The organism is Photobacterium galatheae (assembly GCF_000695255.1).
In the GTDB taxonomy this organism is placed as follows: Bacteria; Pseudomonadota; Gammaproteobacteria; order Enterobacterales; family Vibrionaceae; genus Photobacterium; species Photobacterium galatheae.
On record NZ_JMIB01000045.1, the window covers coordinates 18,062 to 39,337 of the forward strand.

Consider the following 21,276-nt stretch of genomic DNA (forward strand, 5'->3'; position numbering starts at 1 on the left):
CCAGTACTTGAACTTAATCTCAGGCAACTTCAAGGGTCACCTCCAGCGAGTTCAGGCGCGGAATCGTCAGGTCGTTGATGATATCCGCCTGTCCAAACTCCAGTGATGCGATGCCGGGGAACTGAGCGTGCAGCTCCTGCCCCAATTTTGAGAAACTGAACCGGGCAACCGGATTGGTGCGGGTTGGCCTGTAATCCAGATTTTCGCGGAACGCCGCACGGATAAAGTGCTCCACATTCGCTTTCAGCTGCGTCCGCTCTTCCTGCGTCAGCGACAGCTGTGGCCATAGCTTCATGGTCACGTCGTGGTCAACATCCGGCATCGCCATCACCAGCAGGTCATCACCGTGGCCGTGCTGGCCGTTGTCGCGGATGTGAGCATTCAGCATGTCGATCATTTCAACCGAAGGCTCACCAGTATCGAGCAGGATCAGGGCGTTCGCGGTGCCCGGCCCACGCGGGGCGTTATGCTGGAAATAGATGTTGTCATCCTGAATGCCGGCTTTCTGCATCAGCAGGCTGCGGTAGGCTGCATCGATATGCCATTTCGCCACCGCACTCCACTGGTTCCGCACCCGAAGTCGCAGCTCGTCGTCACTTTCTTCATTGGCCCCGGCTTCATCCAGCCAGTCATCAGCGTTGATGGCCGCCGCAATGCCGGAAATGGCCTGCGGCAGAATATGGTAGTAACCCCCGCCCAGGTTGAAGGCAGCTCCGGCTTCTTCCGCTTCAACCGGTGCCTGAACCGTGGTTTCATTCTCCGGCATGGTGGTGTCTTCGGTGACACGCACTCGATAAATCTTGCCGTTGACGGGTTCGGTCTGAATCCAGGTGCCTTTCGGGATGATCAGCGCCGGGCCTTGTACGGCAGCGCGCTGGAAAGCAATTTTTCCTTTTGCCTCAGAGGCGGGCTTCGGGGTGATGCGAACCGCCCAGGCCATCAGGCGCAGCCATTCACCGCCGGCTGTCGCCAGAAACATGTTCGGTAGGATGTAACCGACTAACAAAGTGGTGACCATCCAAATGGTGCAGGTGATCACCGCTGACTCCACCATGCGCCAGAAGGGCGAAAACAGGCTGTCGTTGTTAATCACGGAGCCTTCTTTTGCCATCTCCGCTTTCAGTACCTTGCGCCAGCTTTCCTTGTCCGTCGGGATCCCGGCATCTTTCACAATCTGCTCATAGTCAGGTTTTGGGATGTCAGCCACGGTTCTTCTCCACATCGACGGTCAGGTTCAGTTCGCCAAAATCAATGGTTTTGGCGAACACGTAAATCACGCCTTCTTTGGGCTCTTCGAGCCGGACGGTCCCCGGAACCAGGCGCATATCTTCTTCAACCAGCAATTCAATCTGGGTGCTGATATCACGGCGCTTGCTGCGGCTGCGCTCTGCAATCAGGGCAACGGCCAGACCGGATTCAATAATCGCGTGCTTGATGTCCTGCGCAATCACGGCCCTGTCCTGAATCAGCACCGGGTTTCGCCCGGCATCGAGCACGACATCGCCGTTCTCGATCAAAATGTCCTGATAGGTCATCCGGCATACATCTCCATTTCGTTCGCGAAGTCCTGCGGGTTGTTCATCTGCTGGGCATAGATACTGACGCCACCGAAATGGGTCGAGCTGCTCTGATAGCTCGCCAGCGCTTTGGCTGCACCCCCTTGCGGCACCTGTGCCACGGGCCTTGCGGCCTGAACTGCCTGAATGCTGGCGGTCTCATCATCACCGCCAAAGCCGGGCAGCCAGTCGAGCATGCCTTTCATGGCAGTACCAATCTGATCCCACATGCTTTTCAGCCACTCAAACACCCCGCCGAAGATGTTGTAGATTTCCCCGGCCATCTGGCCGATGAATTCAAATCCACTGGTATCAGAAAAGCCGGACAGTACCCATTGCCAACCGGCACGAACCAGTGCAAAGGCAGCACGGAATGGCAAAGTGAACAGTGAGATGGCGTTTTCGAGGATTTGGAACCAGGTGGTATCACCAAAACGGGCTTTCAAATCGTCCCAGTAGTAAATCAAAGCTCCTACCGCAGCGACTGCCGCAACTACAGCACCAACAACTAACACAATGGGGTTTGCCGCCATCACTAGGTTTGCTGCGAAAACGGCACCACGCAGGAAAGTCATTCCACGCCCTAGAAGAAAAGTGACCCCAGCAAACAATTTCATGGTCAGCATATACGTCGCCATCGCCTGTTTACCTATACCAGCCATCAGAGTCAGCACACCGCCTGCGGCAGCGAGTCCAAGAACAGCGATCACCCCATAACCAACGACCCGAGTCAGGTTTGGAAATAGCTGCGTCCAGGTAACAACTTCCTGTGCACCATCAGATAAGTACTGAACCACAGGCAATAGAGAAGGAAGCAATGCAGATCCAAACGCAGCCCGAATCGCAAAAATACCTTGCTCCAAACGTTGCCATTGATCAGCCATGGTGGATGCCATTTCCGTTGCGGGGCCTAATCCCTGAACTCGACCGATTGCCTCGTAACCGGATTTAAATGACTCCATGTTTTTGACCATATTGATCAACATGAGCGAGCCATCACCCAAACCCGCATCATCCAGCAGCTTTCTGGCATTCGCGCCGGATAAGTCATCTATCAGAGGCTTCACATTCTTCAGAATTTGCTGCATGGGCAAGAGTTGCCCATTGGTATCGGTGAAAGCAACATTGAGATTTTTCTGAGCCTCTAACGCGCCTTCAAGGAAATTCGTCAGTTGTGTATTGGCATCTCCTTCAGACATTTGCTGGCTAAGAAAACCAAACGTCGATAGCTGATCCTGAAAGCTCATCCCCATTGTGGATGCCAATGAATGCTGGCCATCAATCATGCCTTCAATCGCATCCATCTCTACACCATACAACCGCTTCACTTCAGCCGTCATACCAGCAATCTGTGCTACCCAGGCATCTTTGCCCATTGCATCAGCCTGCTGCTGGTAATTTCCGTACAAGTTTTTTAGGTACCGTGAAACTGTCTGAGCGTCAGATTTCATTGCCATTGCTAACGTTGCAGAGCTTTGTGTCGCGCTTGCCATCACGGCAGGGGGCATATCCCCAATAGCATTTTTGATGCCTTCAGAATGTCGAATCACTTCAACGGCTGATTGTCCATACTCTGCGGAGAAGTTCAGTGCCGTTTTAGTAATGGCTTTCAGATGATCATCAGTGACACCTAAGGCTTTCACTTCACCAAGTGCCCGGTCCATTTCAATGGCAGGCATCAGCGCTTGCTGCAGGGCAATCCCCGCACCAGCTACACCCGCAGCGCCAGCAACCATGGTATGGGTGCCGTCACGATAAGAACTGGTCATATCGTTAAACTGACGCTGAATATTCCCCAGCGGTTTAGAGATTTGGTCAATCAGTCCAACTGTAAAACGGAGCGGTTCGGGTAATGCCATGGTTTATCCAATTATTCCCTTGCTAACACTTGAGGCCATCACAGCAGCCATGTTTTTCCAATAACTTTTCTCCAGCCATGTGGCCTGAGCAAGGCTGGTTTCATCATCCGGTTCACCCGGCAGCCACTTACGGCGAAATGCCAGCATCTGGGCAAGGTCACTGTTATCCAGAGCAGTGACCTTGCTGTTTATTTTTTTACGGTGATGGCAATTTTCGGCGCGTATTCCTGCATCAGTACCCCAGCCAGTTGCATGGCCGCACCTGGGTTTTTGTCGGTCAGTCCACGCAGGCTCTCTTTGCTGTCATCGCTGGCTGACTGCATGATGAAGTTATGGGCGCCATCAGCAATATTGCCCTGTGCCACCTGGCCCATGTATTCGGCATACAGGTCCGGGGTGGGTTGAAAGATGACGTCCGTACCTGCAACGGTCAGGGTGATTGTTTTGCTCATGCGATTTCCCGCTCCTTGTCTAGTTTCGATTCCAGACGGTCGAACCGTCCATTGATTGAGTCTTTTAAATCGTCCACGGCTTCCCGTAGCTCATGCTTCGTGGCGTACTTTTCCGCGACATCACCGCGTAACCGCTCGGTTGCCAGCTCATTTGCATGGATACGGCGGTCATGGTCGCGGGCCGTCGCCTGGCCTTTGTCTGTTCGTCCGAATATCAAGGCAATCAGGCTGAACACCACGGCCAGCAAAGCCACACCTGCCGATACCCAAGCTGGTTCCATCTAGCCCCCTGAGGTTTTCAGGTGTTTGGTTTTATCAACACTGCCTTTGCTGCTCCCCAGCCAGTAGGCAATAGCCGTTGAAAATGCGGTCAGCACAGAACCCACAATGATCATCAGCACGCTGTCATAGCGTTCCGGCATCGGCGGGCCGAACATCATCGCGGTAAACATCAGGGCCACCATGCCGACCATGGCAATTGCCAGAGCGCTCGGCATCCAGTGGTCTCTATGCTGCTCGCGGGCGTGCTGGGTATCTGCCATTGCAATTCGGGCGGATTCCATCGCCAGCCGCCCTTCTTCCAGCGAGAGGCGTTTCAGCTCCTGTGCGTGTTCCATCTCAAGCTGTTTGAGTTTAAGGAATGCCTCAGGGTCGTTTTTAATCGCGTGTTCAATGGCTTCCGGGGTGTTATCAACACCCAGCGCACTGGCGACCAGTCCGCCAACTGCGCCACCTGCCGGGCCACCAATCAAAGTGCCGACCATTGGCGCTGCGGTGCCGATTAGCTGTTTCACTTTATCCCACATGCCGTTCAATCCTTTTGAATGGTCAGAACAGCAGGCGCTCCGGCCAACTCATCCATCAGATTGCGAAACGCTGCCGTTGAGTTCAAAACCGCCCACTCATTGCCGACAAATCCAAAATCAACACCGGGAGCCAGGCAGCCTTGCAACTGCGAGGGAGAGTTAGCCTTGTGGATCAGAATATGAGTCCGCTGGCTCGGCCCGTACCGGGTCACTCCCAGGCTTTCGGCTTCCAGTGCGTAGCAGTTGCCGAACTTCGGGCTTTGATGCGGATAAAGGGTATAGGTGCCTTCCGGCACACAGGATTCCCCTTTTTTGTTGTTCAGAAACGGGCGCTCAACCATGCAGCAAACTTTGCTGCCATCCTCACGATGAAGCGTTCCATAGGTGCCGTGTTCAAAGTAACGGCGTTTCAGAATGAAATTCGTCACAACTTCCCCCTGTCGGCGAGTTCCTGGCATGGGGTGCAGTACTGGCACCCCGGTATGTGTTGGCGGCGTTTTTCCGGGATTGGGTCACCGCATTCCGTGCACTCTGTCGCGCTGGTCTGGTTGCCCGCCTGACGGGACGCGGCATCCAGCTGTCGGGCCAGCGCCATTTGGTTGAATTTGGCTTCAATCGCACTGGCATGATCTAATACGTCCGGCATTCGCTATCCTCAGGAAACCAGGTCATCTGTTTCATCAGCACGCAAGTAAGGAACGCCGTTGATGTGAATAAAATCCGGGCTGGTAATATCGAACGGTATTTTGTGCACCAGGGCGCTGCCGCCGTTACTGTCGACATCGAGCAGGTCTGAAATCTTGATGCGAACGCCGAACATCTCCACCTTCAGCTCGTCCTTATCAATCTTGCCGTACCCCATAGCATCGAATGACGGCAGTGCGCGCCAGGCACCGGCATTGGCTGCGGCCTTGTTCAGCAGGTTGAACTGCGAGGTGGTCAGCTCCATTTCTCCCGACGCTTCTACATCGCCGTCCACGTAGCCATCGGGCACGCCATTGGTTTTGGACACCGCGCTGTTATCGGTAATCGACAGGGTGAACTTCTGTGCGCTCAATCGGATATCCCCCAGATTGAAGCGCATGTTTTTTCCGGAAATTCTCATCAGGCCTCCGTGTCTGCTGGGTTAGTCAGATCCAGTGCGATATTCACTGCGATATGTTTCGGGCAGTTATGCGGGCGAACCATCAGACCAATGATCACCTTGGTTTTGGTCTGCCACTGAATCGTCACATCCGTGTCTCGCGGCTTCATAATTTCACCGGGGAAAGTTAGGCCGCCAATCTCGGTGGTCTTCGACATCTGCCGCATATCAACACTGAAATACTGGCGATTCAGCTCAATGGAAACCGGGGTAGAATTCAGGATTTTGTCACCTATCCGGCGGATCGCTTTCACCCGAATCCGGCGGTTCAGCTTGTGCACCGGGCGCACGTATTCCAGCACCTGATAATCGCCGCCAGCGGCTTCCAGTGTGGTGGCATCGCCCCAGTAAATCCCCTGATAGTCCGGATACCACTGGGGCACGGAATAACGGGCAGTCGCCAGTGCGATGATGGTTGCCATATCCAGTTCTTTACCATTGCTATCAGTCGGGTGTTCACCCAATCCCAATACATTGCCGGTTGCCACCCGCATGGGCGTATCGGCGACGGTGACACTGCGGTCACACAGTCGGCCCGCCAGCACCCCGATGTTGTTGCCATGCAGCTGGGGTACTGGCACCACCATGTTGGCTGCTACGTCTTTGGCCAGCGTCACCATTGCGGCGGTATAGTCCGACCATGTTTGCGCCGCTTTATCAATGCCCGACACAGCAGCCAGAAAGAACACCCAGCGCCCCAGCTTGCTCACCAGTTCAGTGTGCTTGGCCTGCATGTCGTTAAACCCGGCTTTGTCTGTGGTTTCATCCACAATCACAACGCCTTCGAAAGAGCCGGTCAGGTTCGCCTCATCGACTGCTTCTTCCCAGGTCTGGCCCTCTGCCAGCGCATAGATGGCTGCGGTCCAGTTCTGTTTGCCGTTGAGCTGTGCAGCGATCACATTGCGGCCCAGGGCATCATCTGCCACCACATCATCTAAGTTGGTTGCTGCAGACACATGGGTCAGCTTGCCCTTCAGCTCAGTTTTTGACGTACTGCCGATAAAGAGCAAATGACGCTCGATTTCCGGCACGTCGCCTTGCCCTAAGTTGAGGTTGTTGACATCAACGGTTCCGATTGCCATTTACTCTATCCTTTGCTTGTCGTTATCTGCGCTGCCTGGCTTTTTCAATGTTCTGTACCAGTCGCGCACGCACACGTTCTTTTGATGTTCCTAAAAACTCACGTTGTGGGTTTTCTATCGTCCAGCTCTGCTTACCTTTTCTAGACCCCGTCCGCATCATGCGAATAATTACGCCCGCCTGGCCTATCGTCATTCGCCTGGCAATATTTCTCTTGCTCAGCCGGTTATAACCGCCACCTTTGCGTTTCAGCTTGTAGCCCAACCGCCTTAAGGCAATTGCCTGCTCATCTGTGGCAGGGGCGTCGTAATCTGGTTCACCGCGCTTATTCATTTTTTTGATATGCCCGGCAGCAGTCATGTGTTCTATATGTCCAAGGTGGTTTGCTGCGGCTTTTTGGCCTTTTGCTTTACTTTTCCAGGTCAGGTTCAGCATTAACCGGTCTTGAACATAGGGCTCCATGCCGTGAGTGAAGCTGGGTAAAACTGGCTCTTCGCCTCGCTTACGCTTTTCAAATGGCTTGCCGTTCACATCCTTTTGCCTGCGAATCCGGCTTTTGGTCTGGCGAATCTCCCAGCGGCCCAAATCTTTCAGTAGCCAAAATCGCTTCTTCGGAGAGAGCGCTAACGCTTCTAGCGCCTTCCTTGCCGAAACCGCATCGCTGGCATTAAGCGTGATTACCGGCTTCATTCGTTAACTCACTTTCTTCAGCCACCCAGATATCAACCGGATTGACTTTGTAGCGGTTCTGGTTCCATACAATCAGGCCGTTTTCGTCCGGGACAATTTCAATCGGTTCAGCAAACGCAATCCGAATCAATACATCAGCCGTCGCTTCGTTGTTTTCTTCAACTTCAATTTCAGGATCACGCAGGTCGTCCAGTACATCCCGATCACTGTCGTATTCATCCAACCAGCAGGCCAGCAGCGCAAACAGGTTTTTGGGGTCAAGCTTCAGGTGCGGGAACCCTTCAATGAGCAACCCCGCATCGTACTGCCAGTAGGCAACTCTAAAGCCGTCGTTCCCTCGGTCTTCACCGTCAACGATGACCTGGCCGCCTGCCTGTGTTGCGTGTATCTTGCCCTCGTGCACCAGCCCATTGAGGCTGTCAACCAGATAACCGTGTAAGTGCTGCAGTTTGGTTTCCATCAAATCAGCTCCACACCATTGGGGCTGCGTCCCAGCAACAAACAGATGTCTCTCGTTGATTGGGCACGAAAGCGGGCGTCCTGTTCGGGCGCATCTTCCGCCGCATTTTCAGCCACTTCCCGACGGTCCTGAGTCGCGAACTCCGGTAACAAATCGGCATGTGCTCTACTGTAAACGGCACGCCTGTACACCGATGGCGCTGAAAGCTCGGGCGGCTCACCACCTTCCAGCAAATCACTCAACTGCCCCTGCACATAAAGCGCGGCTGCTTCCAGCGCCATCACAATTGAGAGTTCATCGAATACAGATGGAATACGACGAACTTTGCGAAACTCTTCGGTACTTAAGTCCGGCCAGCCATTCCCAGATACCGGTGTATTGATGTCTGTATTCTGTCGTCCGCCAAAGCTCATCACATTCCCTATCAATTAGTGCGCCTCTAGCCACTGAGTCGACGGTTTCGGGTTAGCCTGTTGGCTGCCCTATCCTCGTCAGCCGAGGCGCGGCGGCTTGGGAGTCTTACAAATTCTTCCCGGTCTTCAGCGCACTGATACGCTGGTCAATTTTGGTCAGCATGGTGCCGACGCCGATTTTGTCGTATTGCTTGTTCGCTTCGACGAGCAATGCTTTGGCTGTTTCAAGTGTTTCAATATCACCGACAGCGGCCGCACGTGGCTGGCCTTCGCCGTCTCGCAGCAACAACAAGCCTGCGAACTTGAACCACTTGGCATTCACTTGTTCGTTCAAACGCCACTCATGCCGAACCTTTTCAAATACCTGGCTGAAATAAGGCTCAATCGAGTGTCCGCGTTCGGACTCACGCTCGGCCCATTCCAGCACCTGATCTGCGCAGAACGTCGGCCAGTCACGCTTGATGTAATCCGGTGTAGGCAACTCACGTTCAATCGCTTTGAAGCACCAATCCAATGCTGTTTCCATGGCTTCCACATCGAATAGCCAAAGCACCAGGCTGGTGAATACTGGGTTTTGATACCGCTCCCCGCTTTCCAGGTAGCGCTCAGCCAGAGCGCGGTATTTCGGAATCAAAACATCTCGTTTATGTGCAATCCGATCGGCACGAGCATTAAAACGGCGACGCATATCCTGGCGGTCTTCTTCCAACTCAATCAGCTTGATATGCAGGCTATCCGTCGTGGCCTCACTCACTTCTGAAGCCACTTTCTGCGAACTGCTTTTTGCTAACAGCGCATTGCGTTGTTTTTGTAATGGGCTAGCCATGGTCAGTCCTTACACCTATGCCGGTTCAATGACGTCCACGGCTTCAATGGCCGCGAACTTGTTGAAGTCGCCCACCGCATACCCTTCCATTCGCAGGTATGAGTTTTCGAACTGCTTGCGGTCTTCTTCATTACGCGCTTTTCGCCATTGCGTACCTTTCTGCGTCAGGATCTGAAGGTTTTTCAGAGACGTGACCCAAACCTGTTTTGCTGGGAAAAATGGCGGTGTGAAGGCTTTCTTACCTGCAATAGTTTTTGCCAGGCTTTGTGCCGCTTTGTGTTCTGTCGGCACAGTGGCAGATTCCAGCAAGCGATGCTGTTCGGCAGACACCAGATCACGTCCAACCAACACCACCAAATCCGGGCTTTCGCGATAGACTTCGTGAATCGTGGTGTTGATCAAATCATTCACCAGAGAGTCCAGATTTTTGTATGCATCGGCTGTCGCGCCAGTTGCATCCAGCTTGGCTGAAGCCAGCACCTGTTCGGCTTTCTTTTCTTTGACGATGGTCAGCCAGCCTTTGTTAACGTCCTGGCCCAGCGGGTAAGTCGTCGGGTTCGTTGTTTCAGCAATGTGAGTACCGTGGAAACCAACGCGAATCATATCCAGCGCAAAGTTGCGGGTACTGGCCTGATTCATCAGTTTGATGAACTCACCCGGCCCGCCGGAGTTCGCCCAGATCGTCATGGTTTCCCAAGCAATACATGCACAGGAATCTGTTTCAACCAGTTGATAAGTGTTGCCATCAAAACCCAGCTTGGCGCGGAACCGACCATCTTTAACGCGGCCAGTCAGTAAACCGCCAGAGCCGACATCAACAACCTGGCCCGCAATCTGATCAACCGGGTTGTGCGTAATCATGTTCAGAAAAGCATCAGATTCTAAAATGGCCTGACGCAACTTGGTTTCAATCACCGGCGTAATAGCGAACTGCTTCGACGGATCAGTCGTGCCATACGTTTTTGAAACTGAATCGCTGTACTTCGCCAGATATTCAGATGAAAGTGCGTTCAGCATTAAATCGCCTCCACCGTTTCGCCAGCACCTTCACCCGCAGGACGCTGCCCCGGTGTTTCCTGCGCTAACGCGTTAAACTTATTTTCCAGGCCATCCAGCTTGTCTGTCATCGGCTTTAGCTGCTTTTGCAACTCGGCGGAAAACAGTTCGCTGAAATTCGGCGCCGCAGGTTGATTGCTTTCAGTTTTAGATGGCAATCCTTCACTACCCTCGGCTTCAGGCTGCTCTCTTTCTGGCGGCTGCCCCGTATCAGCAAACTTCTGCTCCAGAGCATCCAGTTTGTTACTGAAAGGCTGAAGCTGCTCTGCCAGCAAGGCTTTCAATTGTTCTTCATTCACGTCGTATTCCTCGTCGTGTGTGTCCGTTGAGAGTTCTGGCAAAGTGCCACCTTTAGAGAACCAATTGCCGATGGTCTTAAAGGCCTGAGCAATGGAACTACGGGAATCATCAGTCGAGATAAAATCGGTTGGATTGAGTTCTTCCAGTTGGCTGTATTCATGTTCATGCGTCTGTTCGCCAATCGAGAACTTCAAGCGAGTAGTGCCAGAGCTGGCCGGTGAATCAGTCACAGCCAGCCCCATCAGATAACAGCGGCCCTCCCCCTTGTAATCCGGGTTCGCTTCAATGGAAGTAAACAGCTTTTGGCCTTGCTTGTTGGATTCAAGCAGGAAGTCATTCGCGGTCAGCTTCGCGAACAGTCGCAACTTGTTTTTGAACTTGGCAGCTTTTACCTCATCTACCGTGCCCCAGTTTCGACCATCAAATGGTGCCCAGGATGAACGGAAGTGCTCGGGCCAAATCAATGCCGTGTACTCTTCTGTCGAATACTGTTCAGCCATGTCTTTTATCCAGTTGGCTGTAATGGTGCGCCCGTCTACGGTTGCCCCTTCAGTTGCCACAATTACCCAACCAGTCTGCTTGCTCATGAATCCCGATTCCGTCAGTGAAAATGTCATTTTGCGTATCAGTCACAGCAAAGCGTACGCCTTTGAGTAACCAGATTCATGCAATTGATTTCTAAGGAATTCGGATAGAAGTTGGTTCCGAAGCCAGCAGAATTTAAGTGCCTCAATTGAGTCATTCCGCCGCGTATGATTGCGGCATGGCATATTCTCCTGAACTACGACAAGCCGCCCGAGCCCTCTACCTGAAGGCATGGACGCCAAAAGATATCGCTGCCGAACTTGGCCTCAGTAATGAACGCATCATTTACTACTGGGCTGATAAATATGGCTGGCGGGATATGTTGCGCGAGCACACGGTTGATGAAGCCATTGCATCCCGCATCCAGGCATTACTGGAAATCCCTGATCCCACCCGTAACCAACTGGACATGCTCGACCGGCTGATTAACCACCACACCAAGCTGAAAAAGATGCGTGTGGCAGACAAACAGCAAGCGCAACAATCGGATTCCGGCAGCACTAAAGCGGATACACCGCGCATTCAACGCTCAGCCAACGCCACCGAAAAAAGTAATAAGAAGAAAGGCAAACAGGCCAAAAACAATGTCGACGACGTGAGCGAAGCCAACTTTGCAGACTGGCATCAATCGTTATTCAAATACCAGCTGACGATGCGTGACAACCTTCATCAGCGTATTCGAAATATTCTGAAATCGCGTCAGATTGGGGCAACCTACTATTTCAGTGGTGAGGCGCTGGAAAACGCCATTTTGACAGGCGACAATCAGATTTTCCTTTCTGCTTCCCGCGCACAGGCCGAAGTTTTTCGCAGCTACATCATAGCCATTGCCAAAGAGTTTCTGGATATTGAGCTGAGCGGTAACCCAATCGTGCTGTCGAATGGCGCAGAATTGCGGTTTTTATCGACCAATAGCAAAACCGCGCAGAGTTATCACGGCCACGTGTATGTGGACGAATATTTCTGGATCCCTAAGTTCGATGAGCTGAACAAGCTTGCGTCAGCCATGGCGACTCACAAGAAGTGGCGGAAAACTTACTTTTCGACCCCATCCGCCAAAACTCATCAGGCTTATCCCTTCTGGACCGGTGACAGCTGGAAAAGCGGCAAAGCGAGTCGCGAAAAGCTGGATTTCCCCACGTTCGAGGAATACCGCGACGGTGGCCGGTTATGTCCGGACAGGCAATGGCGTTACGTCGTCACAATTGAAGATGCTGCAAACGGCGGTTGTGGCCTGTTCGATATCGACGAGCTCCGCGACGAATACAGCGAAGATGATTTCAATAACCTCTTCATGTGTATCTTTGTTGATGGTTCTCAAAGCGTATTCAAGTTTAACCACCTTGAACGCTGCATGGTCGACAGTGCGCACTGGCAAGACTTTAAACGTGATAACCCAAGGCCATTCGACAACCGTGAAGTCTGGCTGGGCTACGACCCCAGCCGAACCCGTGACAATGCTTGCCTCGTCGTTATCGCGCCGCCTATCGTCGCGCCAGAGAATTTCCGAGTGCTGGAAAAGTATTACTGGCGCGGCTTGAACTTCCAGCACCATGTCGCAGAAATTGAGAAAGTGTTTGAGCGATTCAATGTCACTTACATCGGCGTCGATACCACCGGGATCGGCGGCGGTGTATGGGACCTGATCAGCCAGAAACACCCGCGTGAAGCGGTTGCAATTCACTACAGCACCGAGAATAAAACCCGCCTGGTCATGAAGATGATTGATGTCATTGAGTCCAATCGTCTGCAGTTTGATGCCGAGCATAAAGACATCGCCATGGCATTCATGGCTATTAAACGCGTGACCACAAGCAGCGGTAATGCCATGACATTCAAAGCTGAACGAAGCGAAATCACCGGACATGCTGACGCTTTCTGGGCCATTGCGCATGCGCTGATCAATGAACCGCTGAACCATTCCAATAAACGTAAATCAACCTGGGCGACCGCAGCATGACACAGGCACTCACCACCAAAACAACAACCCCAAATTCTGCATACCATATCGACAGCTCACCTGAGCCGGTCGACTCAAGCCGATGGCTCACTGAATACAATGAACTTTTCTATAACGATACAGACAATTTCTGGGAGCCGCCTGTTTCGCGTCAAGGTCTGGCCCAAATTGCCAATGCAAATGCCTATCACGGTAGCCTACTCATTGCCCGCGCCAACTATGTGGCTGGCCGCTTTAAAAGCGGTGGCAGCCTTCGCCGGCGTTTTGTTCAGGCGTTCTGCCGTGACTACTTCATGTTTGGGGATGCGGCATTGCTGAAACTACGCAATGCATTCGGCCAAGTCGTCGGTTTACACCCACTACCTTCCATGTACTTGCGACGCCGCAAAAACGGCGATTTCGTCATCCTTGAACGTGACGAGAAACAGCGCGTTTACAAAGAGAAAGACGTGATTTTTCTGCCCCAGTACGAACCCCAACAGCAAATCTATGGCTTACCGGATTACCTGGGCAGTATTCAAAGCAGCCTGCTCAACAAAGACGCCACACTCTTCCGCCGGCGCTATTACATGAACGGTGCCCACATGGGATTCATCTTCTACGCGACTGACCCGAACCTGAGTGCTGAAGACGAAGAAATGCTCAAAGAGAAGATCGCCAGCAGCAAAGGCGTGGGTAACTTCCGCAGTATGTTTGTGAACATCCCGAACGGGAAAGAAAAAGGCATTCAACTGATTCCGGTTGGCGATATCGCTACTAAAGACGAGTTTGAGCGGATCAAAAACATCACCGCGCAAGACATTCTGGTCGGCCACCGATTCCCCAGCGCGAAAGGTGGCTTAGTGCCTCAACCCGGTTCAAACCTGGGCGACCCGGTCAAGGTCGGTACCGAGTACGCAAAAGATGAAGTGATTCCCGTGTGTGAACTGATTATGGATGAAGTGAACTCTGATCCTGAGATAGGCAAAAGTTTACAGCTCCAGTTCAACATACAAGTTGAATCATCGTCTTCCTAATCAACACACCAAAATATGTGCATTGCGTAACTATATAGGTAAATAATTAACTAATGCACATCTTCCCAAAGCTAATCAAGACTTCAGTGTCGACTTCTCTCTTGTAATATTGAGCCAATGCAAGATCATCAGATAAAATGATGGATAAAAAACCACAACAGACATCCCCATCATCAAGCTTTTCCAATCATACGAGGCAACTTGTGCAATCAAAGTGACAATGAAAGAGTTATAAATAATCATGAACGCCAGAACCAATCTATTCACAAACCTTGGTTTACGATAGACATATGCTTGGGTACCCAATACTGCAAAGAAAGCCCCCAAATAACCAAGCAGCATGTTCCATGCTGAACATATCATCTATTCCGTAATCAACAATTAAAGGGGGTAAAAAAATAAAGAAATAATATAAAACCACAAAATACAAAACTCTGAGATATAATTTTGATTTCACATGCGAGCTTGTTTTTTCCACTTTCATTCATCACCAGCCAATAAGTATTACTTTCTATGCTGCCTTCGAAATGCGACCGACCTTCCCTATTCATTGAATAAAATGAAGTAAGTGTAGAAACACAAACAACCACTGTACAAAAACACAGTCATTTCTTACTATGACTCTATCAGTCAGCCAGTTAGGAAAACCATGCGTATCTATTGCCAATGCGGTGAGCGCGCGATTATCAGCAGGAGTAAAGCGGTTGATGATGGTGCAGAGCTTTCCTGTTCCTGCAGGGATCCCTATTGCGGGCATACATTTGTTAGCATTGCGAGTTACAAACACACGTTGAAGCAATCAAAAGTAACAACGACTACCCCATTTATCCGAGGTAGCCGCATTTTTTGTGGGTGTGGTGAACGGGCCATTATAAAAAAAACCAACCGCCTCACAATTGATTGTGCCGATATGTACTGCCAGTGCAAAAATCCAGAGTGTGGGCACAGCTTTGTCATGTCGCAGGGCTTTTCACATACCCTAAGCCCATCGTCTAAATCGACGGGCCAGTTAGTCCATGCCATTGTGCGCTCACTTTCTCCAGAGCAAACCCAACAAGTTTACCAGCAACTTTCACTTATTTAGGCCCGGAACGGGCCGTTTAGCATTCGTTCCGAATATCCGAAGCCTCCGCCAATAACCTTTTCACCATCTCTGCCTGCTCTGGTTCCATTGGCTTTTTTCTATCCTTCATCACCAATCCAACCAAATAAATGCCTACCTTGGTTCGATCGTCACCATATGTGTTGGCCGCCAGTGCCTCGACAATGAAGTCGATCGCCTGCCAGCTTATAGAACGTGTCATGTAAACAGTACTCCTAGCCCTAAAGCACTGTATAAAAATACAGTGGTTTTACTTGGTATGCAGCTGTTTAAACAAAAAACTTCTACAAGCAACTGATTTTTATGAGTCAGATGCGCACTTTGCCACCGTTTTTTCTGATAGCGTTTTCAATGCCAGGGCATTAAAACACATTCCCTATCCTCGCTCAGGCAGCTTTACGCACACACAACAAGTCATCCTGGTGTTGCAGGCTCAACATCAAATCCCGGTCTTCTGGCGGCTCACTGAGCTCATAGCGGTTCAAAAATGACGACCAATAATCCAAACTCGTGCGCTTGGCAGGCAAGGTATCGGCGAAATTACGCCAATAGCTTCGTTGCTGACGTAAAGTATTCGCCATCTGAAGCCGCATCATGCGCTTATAGTCGATATCCTGATTCACTTCCCTCAACGCAAAATGCAGAACGCGCAGCCGCTCAATCTGGTTATCATCCAGATTTAGATCATCCTGAAGCTCGGCATACTCCTTTTGCATGCTGGCAATCAAAGCTGCTTTCTCTTGCTCTAATTCCTCTTTCAACTGTTCATTTCGTGCATTCGCTTGCCATTGCCGGTTATTTACCGCCCAGCCGAGAAAGCGGTCGAATTTCTCCGAAGCGTTTTCACCCGTAAAAGTGATCTGATAATGGCCCGAAGCGATTACACCAGTAGCATGTTTATCTGCCTTTGCTGCTGCAATTTCCTGATCTTGCTGCAACATCATGGCTTTTAGTTTCTCCAGCCGAGCGGCTCGCCTTTCTTCACTCAGCTGTTTACTGTTCTTGGTGATTTGATATTGGCGTTTCGATTCCTTGAGCTTAAAGAACGCTCGCTTTTCCCGTTCCTCATGGTGGACTTTACGTCGATACAACTTCTCTTCTAATTCGGCAATAATCGCTGCCATATTATCGGCCTGAAAACTCGCCAACTCATGCCAACCCGGCGCCCTGGCACAAGCGCTAATGCCATAACGATTACCACGAATTAAGCCCTGATTGCCGTCTCGCCCTTTGGCCGCATACCCCACCGCTTTCACTAAATACCCTGCACCAGCTTTGGCATGTTTGATTTTCTCGATCTTTGCAAAACCATTCCCCCACAACCCTTCAAGCCGCCCGGCCCAGGCATGAAAATAGGATTTCGGTACCCGCCAACGGAACAACACATGCACATGCGGGTTTGGTTCACCGTGCTCGTTCGCCGGCATTTCCGCTACCCAGCAATAATCCAGCGGTACCGCGACTTTTTGTAATCCCTTGCCTGGTTTTTCTTTCCACCTTGGGTTCTGACCCAGCTTGTCTTGCTGATCGCCTTTTCGAATGGGTGTGAACGGGCCATCTGCGATCACCTCACCACACTTCACGCCAGCAGGCTGGACGATCGATTTGCCTCGTTTCTTCCTCGCCGGCCGAAATGCGGGAATCCAACCGCGTTGATACATTTTCTGCGCACCATCAAGAAAACGACTGACCTCATTACCGATCGAAGAATCCGGTGCGTACTCACGAATCTTTGTCCACGGACCTGATGCACGAACACTCGGCGTTCCGATGTCTTTGATTTCATGGCCATGCACATCGAGCCGGCCAGTGCCCTTGATGGGTGCCATGTTGATCACCGCCAGTTCGCCAGCTTTGCCCATATCGTCCAGCCAGGTGAATGCGCCTTCTGCTTTCACGCGATACGGTTCTCGGCCATGTGGACTCATCACGACAATGGAACCATATTGCCCCGGCTTTGTGCGGTTCTTAGACTGCGGCCGACGGGTAAGCACACGCTCGCGCTGCTCTGGCGTGAATGTCAGTGTGATGAAGGTTGAATACCCATCGCGAGTTGATTGAACAAACGCGCCAGATTCAAAAATTTTACGCACTGCACCGCTCGTAACCTCCTCGGTAAACCGATCACCACCTTGAGCAGGCGGTGCTTCCGATGGCCGTGCCTGCGATTCCAACCGAATGCGGTACTCACCCGACCAATCGCGATGCAGAAATCTCGCCATTACAGGCGCATTCTCAACAAAGCCAAAATGCTTCAGGTGCTCCAGCGGGCGATCTTTCCAATCCAATTCGATTGGCTTCACCCGAGATGGCACGAACGGCGTGACATACTGAACGTTCCCATCTCGGAATAAATCTTTCCATTTTACAAGACGTTGCTTGCTCTTTTTCAGCTCCTTCTGCGCGCTTTCTTTCGCCAAGTCCTCCCTTGTCGGACTTTTGCGCCGCTGGACTAGCCTACTATTCCCCGCCCGTTCCGGGCGGCCCTGCGGGGCCAGTTCAGGTGGAAGTTTCGGACCGCGATAACTGAGAAATCGTTTCAACGCCTCATCATCTGAATGGCCTTCCAAGAAAAAACTGGCTTTTGAAATTTGTTCAGGTATCACGCCCGTAAATAGTCGAACTTCTTTAGGCGTAAAAAAACCGAGATTATTCTCGGTACAATTCATTATCTGATAACTCACGTTGAAACCTCCCAGCCGAATACCACGCAAATTGAAAAACTTTTTGCACTATTTTTCTAATCAATAGAAATTCGCCTGAACCCTAAATATTGCTCAATAATGTTCAATGTTGTTCAGGAAAGGCCAACTCTATATTTATTGAATTAGTTCCCCGTATCGTGGGGATGACGGCCCATTGTCGTCGCTGGCACACGTCGCTAAGCTTCTGTTCGACCAAAACAAATTTTCTTAGCGAGGAGACAGAACATGTCAGAAATCAGAGCTTATTTATTTCACAACGATTCAGACAAATTCCATCACAGACGTGAATCACTACCACCACCCAAACCAGATGGAGATAATTTGAATTAATATGAACGACACCAATACAGAATTTGATATTCGTTATTCCATTCGCATAGAACAATTGAATGCGATGTTCTTTAACCGGGTTGATACCTTGATGGCCATCACTCAAATATTCTTGGGTTCCGCCATTTTTGCCGGAGTTGGTTTTTCCGGAATGGCTGGCGCACTGGTTTCTTTGTTGTCCGTGATTACTTTCACGGTAAAACCAACGCTGAAGGCTGTGCAGTCGGATAACCAGGCAAAACGCTACATTGCATTGCTGACTCCGGATCTCGATGTAAAAGAACGACGCGATCAATACTTTCGGATTCAAGAATTGGATAACCACGTACTGCTTTCTTTCAGCAACATCGCCTTCATTCGGGCCGGCATGGAAATGGGGTTGGATGTATCCAACAAAACTCTTTCCCGCTTCGAAGTCTTCATGGCTCGATTTGTTGGCGAACGATTGAAACGAACCGGAAACGAGTGAATGAACCCACGCCCCTTTTGGGGCGTTGTTTTTATAGCTAGCCGGATACACTCCACGACTCATATCGTCACCAACTCCTGTGCATCCACCACTAACAAACCGCCGGCGTTGCTGTTACGACGCAACACACCATTCCTCACATGACGGCATTCGAACATGTGGCAAGCCTGATCAATCGCCTCGTTTCGGCTGCTGCACTCGCCCACTTCCATGTTCATGACTTCACCGGTTTGCTCATTTCGAACAATGCCGCCATCGGCACAAATCACCACTGCAAAGAAACGCATCATGATTACACCTCGTTCAAACTTGGGTTATGGTGAATGTCGGCCGTTTGTTCCCACCAGGTTTGAATTGCTGCCGGCAGCGTAACCTGACGGTACTGGCCCGCCATGAAGAACAAACCACGAATCGCACCCATGGCCTGAAACTCTTCCATGCTACCGTGTTCCGCGCTGTTGAAAACGCACATCCAGAACGCGAACCAGCCCGTGAAAACATCATCAAGCGTCAGCAATGCCATATCGTGTGCCAAGTGGAACGACTGCGCTTTTACCGCATCCAATGCAAACCACTCGCCTGTGGCATCTTCCACGTATTCGAAAATCGTAACGAAGGCATCAACCGCCGAACCGGGAAAGCCCACATCAACAAAGGCTTCCTTCAACTCATCGGCAGCAACCATCATGTGGCCCTTGTTCATGCTGGCACCTCTTTTTTGCTGGCAGCCAGAAAAACATCAGCCTCACTCACGAAATAACGCGCATTTTCAATCATTCGAATCATGTCGGCAGCACAAAGCCCATTACGGCGGATATTCTCAATATCGGCAGACATACAATCAGCCGACTCTTTCAACCGATCGCGAAGTAACTCAATCAGTTCAATGGCTGTAAACTGGCTCATGCTGCCACCTCTTGCTTGTCTTTTGCTTCTGCAATGAGTTCCAACAACTTGTCTTCAATAGCCAGTAACGCCTTCAGCGCACTGTCACTCTTCCCATTGCAATCAACTAATTTGACCGAGTTTTCATAAAGCTTATGTTGTGAGGCACTAGCGTACGATTCAGTTTTCGGAAGCACCGTAATGTCAAAGTCATTCACATGCGGGTAATAAGACGGAAAGATATGAATGACTTCTCGGTTTAACATCGCCAATCGCAAGATCTCTAAAACAACTTCTTCACAGTCACTCAAAGGCTTAAGCGACTTCGCGAAAGCTTCGCATTTGTTTGCCAGTTCTTCTGCTCTGATAACCAGTTCGCTTTTTCGTTGCGTTGTTTTCATGTTGCCCTCCCAAGCTGGCCTTGTGGCCTACTGAAAATCTCGGAACGCCTTGTGCGCGAACGGCTTAAGCGCATCGGCAAGTGTATTGATCGACCGGTGCAGCTCTACCCGCTCCAGGTCTGTCATTTCGTGTAACTTCATGTCAACGTGGCGTTGCTTCAACCCGGCGGAAAAGCACAAGGTGCGTTTTACGTCTTCAGCCAAATTGTCGTAACTCAGCCCCAGCGAACTCTTGCAGCCGAACAACTCGTGGCAATAGGCAATTGAATCTTTGGCTGGGCGCGAGTGATTGAGTTTCTCTGCGGTGTTTCCCATCACGGCCTCCTTAACTGAGCCCAGGCATTGGCATCGAACCCAGTGCATCGACAGCACAGGAAAGCACGGGGACGGCGTGAAACTTGACCTCGACTTCGTTCATCAGCATCACCAATTCGCGAACAGCCTGCTGCGCGCGTTTGACCACTTGGTCTTTGGTGCGTTGGTTGATGCGTTGTGTGGCATTCATTGCCAGCGTATGCGAACAAATTTCACCGGTGGCCGCGGAAATGGTGAGCAAGCGCTCGTTCATCGACTTCTTCGGCGCGTTGCTTTCCTCGGCCGGGAGTGGCGCGACGGTTAAATCGATTTCCTTCAGCAAGGCTTCAATCATGCGGGTATCCATTTCACCAGTAACCGGATTACGCGTGGCTTTGGTGAGCAGCATCATTTCAGTGGCGTACAAATGATGTTTCGGTTTTTTCACATCCAGCTTGTTGCATTGCTGCTGCGAGTTCAGCCCGACACGCGCCGCCAGTTCTTTAATGACATGCGCATCGCTGAATGCCACGCAGGCACTGTAAAAAGCCGAGTGTTTTGACTGTGCATTTGCAAACATGGTGGCGTCCTGCCCTTGGCGATATATTCAAATGACTTAATTAGAAAATCGCGTCAGCGCCTTCATTCGATAAAGCCACCATGTTGATGAGTGGCTTTTCCTTTGGCTTGCCTGGGGTTTTCGGACGGATGGGCAGCCGGCCTTCGTGAATCATTTTGTTCACCTGGCCGATGGTAATGCCTGAGATTTCAGAGAATTTCTGAACTGTGACAAAGGGACAAAGTGGTGCATTGAACACTATTGAAGAATTGTTCATGGTGGTATCCTTACAAGTTATTGTCGTTCAACTGTGTTCAGCTTGCTGCTA

The 21,276-nt window shown here is 51.0% G+C and carries 31 protein-coding genes and 1 pseudogene; 5 read left to right on the forward strand and 27 right to left on the reverse strand.

Annotated features, from left to right (window positions below):
- Positions 1-19 precede the first annotated feature (19 nt).
- The 17 genes from EA58_RS20015 to EA58_RS20090 form a co-directional block, all read right to left on the reverse strand.
- On the reverse strand, positions 20-1,207 hold the full coding sequence (locus EA58_RS20015; protein WP_036757226.1) for a baseplate J/gp47 family protein: 1,188 nt from the start codon (positions 1,205-1,207) through the stop codon (positions 20-22).
- Entirely contained in the window at positions 1,200-1,535 is a 336-nt protein-coding gene (locus tag EA58_RS20020; protein WP_036757229.1) for a DUF2590 family protein, read from the reverse strand. The genes EA58_RS20015 and EA58_RS20020 overlap by 8 nt, the downstream gene beginning before the upstream one ends.
- On the reverse strand, positions 1,532-3,415 hold the full coding sequence (locus EA58_RS20025) for a phage tail tape measure protein (RefSeq protein WP_036757232.1): 1,884 nt from the start codon (positions 3,413-3,415) through the stop codon (positions 1,532-1,534). Before EA58_RS20025 ends, EA58_RS20020 begins: the two co-directional genes overlap by 4 nt.
- A gap of 3 nt (positions 3,416-3,418) precedes the next feature.
- Positions 3,419-3,562, reverse strand: a complete 144-nt coding sequence (locus EA58_RS22230; RefSeq protein WP_412177953.1) for a DUF6890 family protein — start codon at positions 3,560-3,562, stop codon at positions 3,419-3,421.
- Between the two features lie 41 nt (positions 3,563-3,603).
- The gene (locus EA58_RS20030) at positions 3,604-3,867 is read right to left on the reverse strand and encodes a putative phage tail assembly chaperone (RefSeq protein ID WP_036757235.1); all 264 of its coding nucleotides are present in this window, start codon (positions 3,865-3,867) and stop codon (positions 3,604-3,606) included.
- Entirely contained in the window at positions 3,864-4,148 is a 285-nt protein-coding gene (locus EA58_RS20035) for a hypothetical protein (protein WP_036757237.1), read from the reverse strand. The genes EA58_RS20030 and EA58_RS20035 overlap by 4 nt, the downstream gene beginning before the upstream one ends.
- Complete coding sequence (locus EA58_RS20040; protein WP_036757239.1) at positions 4,149-4,673, reverse strand: hypothetical protein; 525 nt, start codon at positions 4,671-4,673, stop codon at positions 4,149-4,151. It abuts the gene before it with no gap.
- A gap of 5 nt (positions 4,674-4,678) precedes the next feature.
- Positions 4,679-5,101 carry a DUF5675 family protein gene (locus EA58_RS20045; RefSeq protein ID WP_036757241.1) on the reverse strand — a complete coding sequence of 141 codons (423 nt, stop codon included), beginning with the start codon at positions 5,099-5,101 and terminating at the stop codon, positions 4,679-4,681.
- The gene (locus EA58_RS20050) at positions 5,098-5,319 is read right to left on the reverse strand and encodes a TraR/DksA C4-type zinc finger protein (RefSeq protein WP_036757243.1); all 222 of its coding nucleotides are present in this window, start codon (positions 5,317-5,319) and stop codon (positions 5,098-5,100) included. The genes EA58_RS20045 and EA58_RS20050 overlap by 4 nt, the downstream gene beginning before the upstream one ends.
- A gap of 9 nt (positions 5,320-5,328) precedes the next feature.
- Positions 5,329-5,778, reverse strand: a complete 450-nt coding sequence (locus EA58_RS20055; protein WP_036757245.1) for a phage protein — start codon at positions 5,776-5,778, stop codon at positions 5,329-5,331.
- Positions 5,778-6,899 carry a DUF2586 domain-containing protein gene (locus tag EA58_RS20060; RefSeq protein ID WP_036757247.1) on the reverse strand — a complete coding sequence of 374 codons (1,122 nt, stop codon included), beginning with the start codon at positions 6,897-6,899 and terminating at the stop codon, positions 5,778-5,780. The genes EA58_RS20055 and EA58_RS20060 overlap by 1 nt, the downstream gene beginning before the upstream one ends.
- Before the next feature lie 22 nt (positions 6,900-6,921).
- The gene (locus tag EA58_RS20065; protein ID WP_036757249.1) at positions 6,922-7,587 is read right to left on the reverse strand and encodes a hypothetical protein; all 666 of its coding nucleotides are present in this window, start codon (positions 7,585-7,587) and stop codon (positions 6,922-6,924) included.
- Complete coding sequence (locus tag EA58_RS20070; RefSeq protein WP_036757251.1) at positions 7,565-8,047, reverse strand: phage tail protein; 483 nt, start codon at positions 8,045-8,047, stop codon at positions 7,565-7,567. The genes EA58_RS20065 and EA58_RS20070 overlap by 23 nt, the downstream gene beginning before the upstream one ends.
- The gene (locus EA58_RS20075) at positions 8,047-8,460 is read right to left on the reverse strand and encodes a head completion/stabilization protein (RefSeq protein WP_036757253.1); all 414 of its coding nucleotides are present in this window, start codon (positions 8,458-8,460) and stop codon (positions 8,047-8,049) included. The genes EA58_RS20070 and EA58_RS20075 overlap by 1 nt, the downstream gene beginning before the upstream one ends.
- A gap of 106 nt (positions 8,461-8,566) precedes the next feature.
- A complete protein-coding gene (gene gpM, locus EA58_RS20080) occupies positions 8,567-9,286 on the reverse strand; it encodes a phage terminase small subunit (RefSeq protein ID WP_036757255.1) in 720 nt (239 codons plus the stop codon).
- Between the two features lie 15 nt (positions 9,287-9,301).
- Positions 9,302-10,303: a phage major capsid protein, P2 family gene (locus tag EA58_RS20085; RefSeq protein ID WP_036757256.1), complete on the reverse strand. Its 1,002-nt coding sequence runs from the start codon at positions 10,301-10,303 to the stop codon at positions 9,302-9,304.
- On the reverse strand, positions 10,303-11,229 hold the full coding sequence (locus EA58_RS20090) for a GPO family capsid scaffolding protein (RefSeq protein WP_036757316.1): 927 nt from the start codon (positions 11,227-11,229) through the stop codon (positions 10,303-10,305). The genes EA58_RS20085 and EA58_RS20090 overlap by 1 nt, the downstream gene beginning before the upstream one ends.
- A 176-nt stretch (positions 11,230-11,405) precedes the next feature.
- On the opposite strand from EA58_RS20090, the gene EA58_RS20095 reads away from it, so the two are divergent.
- Together EA58_RS20095 and EA58_RS20100 are read left to right on the forward strand one after the other, a co-directional pair.
- Positions 11,406-13,187, forward strand: a complete 1,782-nt coding sequence (locus EA58_RS20095; protein WP_036757258.1) for a terminase large subunit domain-containing protein — start codon at positions 11,406-11,408, stop codon at positions 13,185-13,187.
- Positions 13,184-14,203 carry a phage portal protein gene (locus EA58_RS20100; protein ID WP_036757260.1) on the forward strand — a complete coding sequence of 340 codons (1,020 nt, stop codon included), beginning with the start codon at positions 13,184-13,186 and terminating at the stop codon, positions 14,201-14,203. The genes EA58_RS20095 and EA58_RS20100 overlap by 4 nt, the downstream gene beginning before the upstream one ends.
- A 75-nt stretch (positions 14,204-14,278) precedes the next feature.
- Here EA58_RS20100 and EA58_RS20105 read toward each other — a convergent pair whose 3' ends face one another.
- Positions 14,279-14,545, reverse strand: coding sequence for a hypothetical protein (locus EA58_RS20105; RefSeq protein WP_036757262.1), 267 nt, complete (start codon positions 14,543-14,545; stop codon positions 14,279-14,281).
- 307 nt (positions 14,546-14,852) lie between these two features.
- Here EA58_RS20105 and EA58_RS22235 point away from each other — a divergent pair.
- A pseudogene (locus EA58_RS22235) lies at positions 14,853-14,984 on the forward strand (ogr/Delta-like zinc finger family protein); the annotation flags it as partial.
- 45 nt (positions 14,985-15,029) lie between these two features.
- On the forward strand, positions 15,030-15,287 hold the full coding sequence (locus EA58_RS22240) for an Ogr/Delta-like zinc finger protein (RefSeq protein WP_235199662.1): 258 nt from the start codon (positions 15,030-15,032) through the stop codon (positions 15,285-15,287).
- Between the two features lie 16 nt (positions 15,288-15,303).
- Here EA58_RS22240 and EA58_RS20110 read toward each other — a convergent pair whose 3' ends face one another.
- Positions 15,304-15,507 carry a hypothetical protein gene (locus tag EA58_RS20110; protein ID WP_036757264.1) on the reverse strand — a complete coding sequence of 68 codons (204 nt, stop codon included), beginning with the start codon at positions 15,505-15,507 and terminating at the stop codon, positions 15,304-15,306.
- Positions 15,508-15,691: 184 nt separating this feature from the next.
- On the reverse strand, positions 15,692-17,989 hold the full coding sequence (locus EA58_RS20115) for a rolling circle replication-associated protein (RefSeq protein WP_152548133.1): 2,298 nt from the start codon (positions 17,987-17,989) through the stop codon (positions 15,692-15,694).
- A gap of 352 nt (positions 17,990-18,341) precedes the next feature.
- Between EA58_RS20115 and EA58_RS20120 the strand changes: the two genes are divergently transcribed.
- Positions 18,342-18,809 carry a hypothetical protein gene (locus EA58_RS20120; RefSeq protein ID WP_036757268.1) on the forward strand — a complete coding sequence of 156 codons (468 nt, stop codon included), beginning with the start codon at positions 18,342-18,344 and terminating at the stop codon, positions 18,807-18,809.
- A 59-nt stretch (positions 18,810-18,868) separates the two neighbouring features.
- Here EA58_RS20120 and EA58_RS20125 read toward each other — a convergent pair whose 3' ends face one another.
- The 7 genes from EA58_RS20125 to EA58_RS20155 are packed head-to-tail and all read right to left on the reverse strand — an operon-like array spanning position 18,869 to position 21,225.
- A complete protein-coding gene (locus EA58_RS20125) occupies positions 18,869-19,099 on the reverse strand; it encodes a hypothetical protein (protein ID WP_051642291.1) in 231 nt (76 codons plus the stop codon).
- Between the two features lie 2 nt (positions 19,100-19,101).
- A complete protein-coding gene (locus tag EA58_RS20130; RefSeq protein WP_036757270.1) occupies positions 19,102-19,512 on the reverse strand; it encodes a hypothetical protein in 411 nt (136 codons plus the stop codon).
- Complete coding sequence (locus tag EA58_RS20135; RefSeq protein WP_051642293.1) at positions 19,509-19,715, reverse strand: hypothetical protein; 207 nt, start codon at positions 19,713-19,715, stop codon at positions 19,509-19,511. Before EA58_RS20135 ends, EA58_RS20130 begins: the two co-directional genes overlap by 4 nt.
- Entirely contained in the window at positions 19,712-20,095 is a 384-nt protein-coding gene (locus EA58_RS20140) for a hypothetical protein (RefSeq protein WP_036757274.1), read from the reverse strand. The genes EA58_RS20135 and EA58_RS20140 overlap by 4 nt, the downstream gene beginning before the upstream one ends.
- Positions 20,096-20,122: 27 nt before the next feature.
- Positions 20,123-20,410, reverse strand: coding sequence for a hypothetical protein (locus tag EA58_RS20145; RefSeq protein WP_036757277.1), 288 nt, complete (start codon positions 20,408-20,410; stop codon positions 20,123-20,125).
- 10 nt (positions 20,411-20,420) lie between these two features.
- Positions 20,421-20,969 carry a phage regulatory CII family protein gene (locus EA58_RS20150; RefSeq protein WP_036757279.1) on the reverse strand — a complete coding sequence of 183 codons (549 nt, stop codon included), beginning with the start codon at positions 20,967-20,969 and terminating at the stop codon, positions 20,421-20,423.
- Positions 20,970-21,009: 40 nt separating this feature from the next.
- The gene (locus tag EA58_RS20155; protein ID WP_036757282.1) at positions 21,010-21,225 is read right to left on the reverse strand and encodes a hypothetical protein; all 216 of its coding nucleotides are present in this window, start codon (positions 21,223-21,225) and stop codon (positions 21,010-21,012) included.
- Between the last annotated feature and the right edge of the window lie 51 nt (positions 21,226-21,276).

Coding starts and splice junctions, on each gene's coding strand:
- EA58_RS20020 (WP_036757229.1), bottom strand. CDS start 1,535: ATGACCTATCAGGACATTTTGATCGAGAACGGCGATGTCGTGCTCGAT.
- EA58_RS20025 (WP_036757232.1), bottom strand. CDS start 3,415: ATGGCATTACCCGAACCGCTCCGTTTTACAGTTGGACTGATTGACCAA.
- EA58_RS22230 (WP_412177953.1), bottom strand. CDS start 3,562: ATGCTGGCATTTCGCCGTAAGTGGCTGCCGGGTGAACCGGATGATGAA.
- EA58_RS20030 (WP_036757235.1), bottom strand. CDS start 3,867: ATGAGCAAAACAATCACCCTGACCGTTGCAGGTACGGACGTCATCTTT.
- EA58_RS20035 (WP_036757237.1), bottom strand. CDS start 4,148: ATGGAACCAGCTTGGGTATCGGCAGGTGTGGCTTTGCTGGCCGTGGTG.
- EA58_RS20040 (WP_036757239.1), bottom strand. CDS start 4,673: ATGTGGGATAAAGTGAAACAGCTAATCGGCACCGCAGCGCCAATGGTC.
- EA58_RS20050 (WP_036757243.1), bottom strand. CDS start 5,319: ATGCCGGACGTATTAGATCATGCCAGTGCGATTGAAGCCAAATTCAAC.
- EA58_RS20055 (WP_036757245.1), bottom strand. CDS start 5,778: ATGAGAATTTCCGGAAAAAACATGCGCTTCAATCTGGGGGATATCCGA.
- EA58_RS20060 (WP_036757247.1), bottom strand. CDS start 6,899: ATGGCAATCGGAACCGTTGATGTCAACAACCTCAACTTAGGGCAAGGC.
- EA58_RS20065 (WP_036757249.1), bottom strand. CDS start 7,587: ATGAAGCCGGTAATCACGCTTAATGCCAGCGATGCGGTTTCGGCAAGG.
- EA58_RS20070 (WP_036757251.1), bottom strand. CDS start 8,047: ATGGAAACCAAACTGCAGCACTTACACGGTTATCTGGTTGACAGCCTC.
- EA58_RS20075 (WP_036757253.1), bottom strand. CDS start 8,460: ATGAGCTTTGGCGGACGACAGAATACAGACATCAATACACCGGTATCT.
- gpM (WP_036757255.1), bottom strand. CDS start 9,286: ATGGCTAGCCCATTACAAAAACAACGCAATGCGCTGTTAGCAAAAAGC.
- EA58_RS20085 (WP_036757256.1), bottom strand. CDS start 10,303: ATGCTGAACGCACTTTCATCTGAATATCTGGCGAAGTACAGCGATTCA.
- EA58_RS20090 (WP_036757316.1), bottom strand. CDS start 11,229: ATGAGCAAGCAGACTGGTTGGGTAATTGTGGCAACTGAAGGGGCAACC.
- EA58_RS20095 (WP_036757258.1), top strand. CDS start 11,406: ATGGCATATTCTCCTGAACTACGACAAGCCGCCCGAGCCCTCTACCTG.
- EA58_RS20100 (WP_036757260.1), top strand. CDS start 13,184: ATGACACAGGCACTCACCACCAAAACAACAACCCCAAATTCTGCATAC.
- EA58_RS20105 (WP_036757262.1), bottom strand. CDS start 14,545: ATGCTGCTTGGTTATTTGGGGGCTTTCTTTGCAGTATTGGGTACCCAA.
- EA58_RS20110 (WP_036757264.1), bottom strand. CDS start 15,507: ATGACACGTTCTATAAGCTGGCAGGCGATCGACTTCATTGTCGAGGCA.
- EA58_RS20120 (WP_036757268.1), top strand. CDS start 18,342: ATGAACGACACCAATACAGAATTTGATATTCGTTATTCCATTCGCATA.
- EA58_RS20125 (WP_051642291.1), bottom strand. CDS start 19,099: ATGATGCGTTTCTTTGCAGTGGTGATTTGTGCCGATGGCGGCATTGTT.
- EA58_RS20130 (WP_036757270.1), bottom strand. CDS start 19,512: ATGAACAAGGGCCACATGATGGTTGCTGCCGATGAGTTGAAGGAAGCC.
- EA58_RS20135 (WP_051642293.1), bottom strand. CDS start 19,715: ATGAGCCAGTTTACAGCCATTGAACTGATTGAGTTACTTCGCGATCGG.
- EA58_RS20140 (WP_036757274.1), bottom strand. CDS start 20,095: ATGAAAACAACGCAACGAAAAAGCGAACTGGTTATCAGAGCAGAAGAA.
- EA58_RS20145 (WP_036757277.1), bottom strand. CDS start 20,410: ATGGGAAACACCGCAGAGAAACTCAATCACTCGCGCCCAGCCAAAGAT.
- EA58_RS20150 (WP_036757279.1), bottom strand. CDS start 20,969: ATGTTTGCAAATGCACAGTCAAAACACTCGGCTTTTTACAGTGCCTGC.
- EA58_RS20155 (WP_036757282.1), bottom strand. CDS start 21,225: ATGAACAATTCTTCAATAGTGTTCAATGCACCACTTTGTCCCTTTGTC.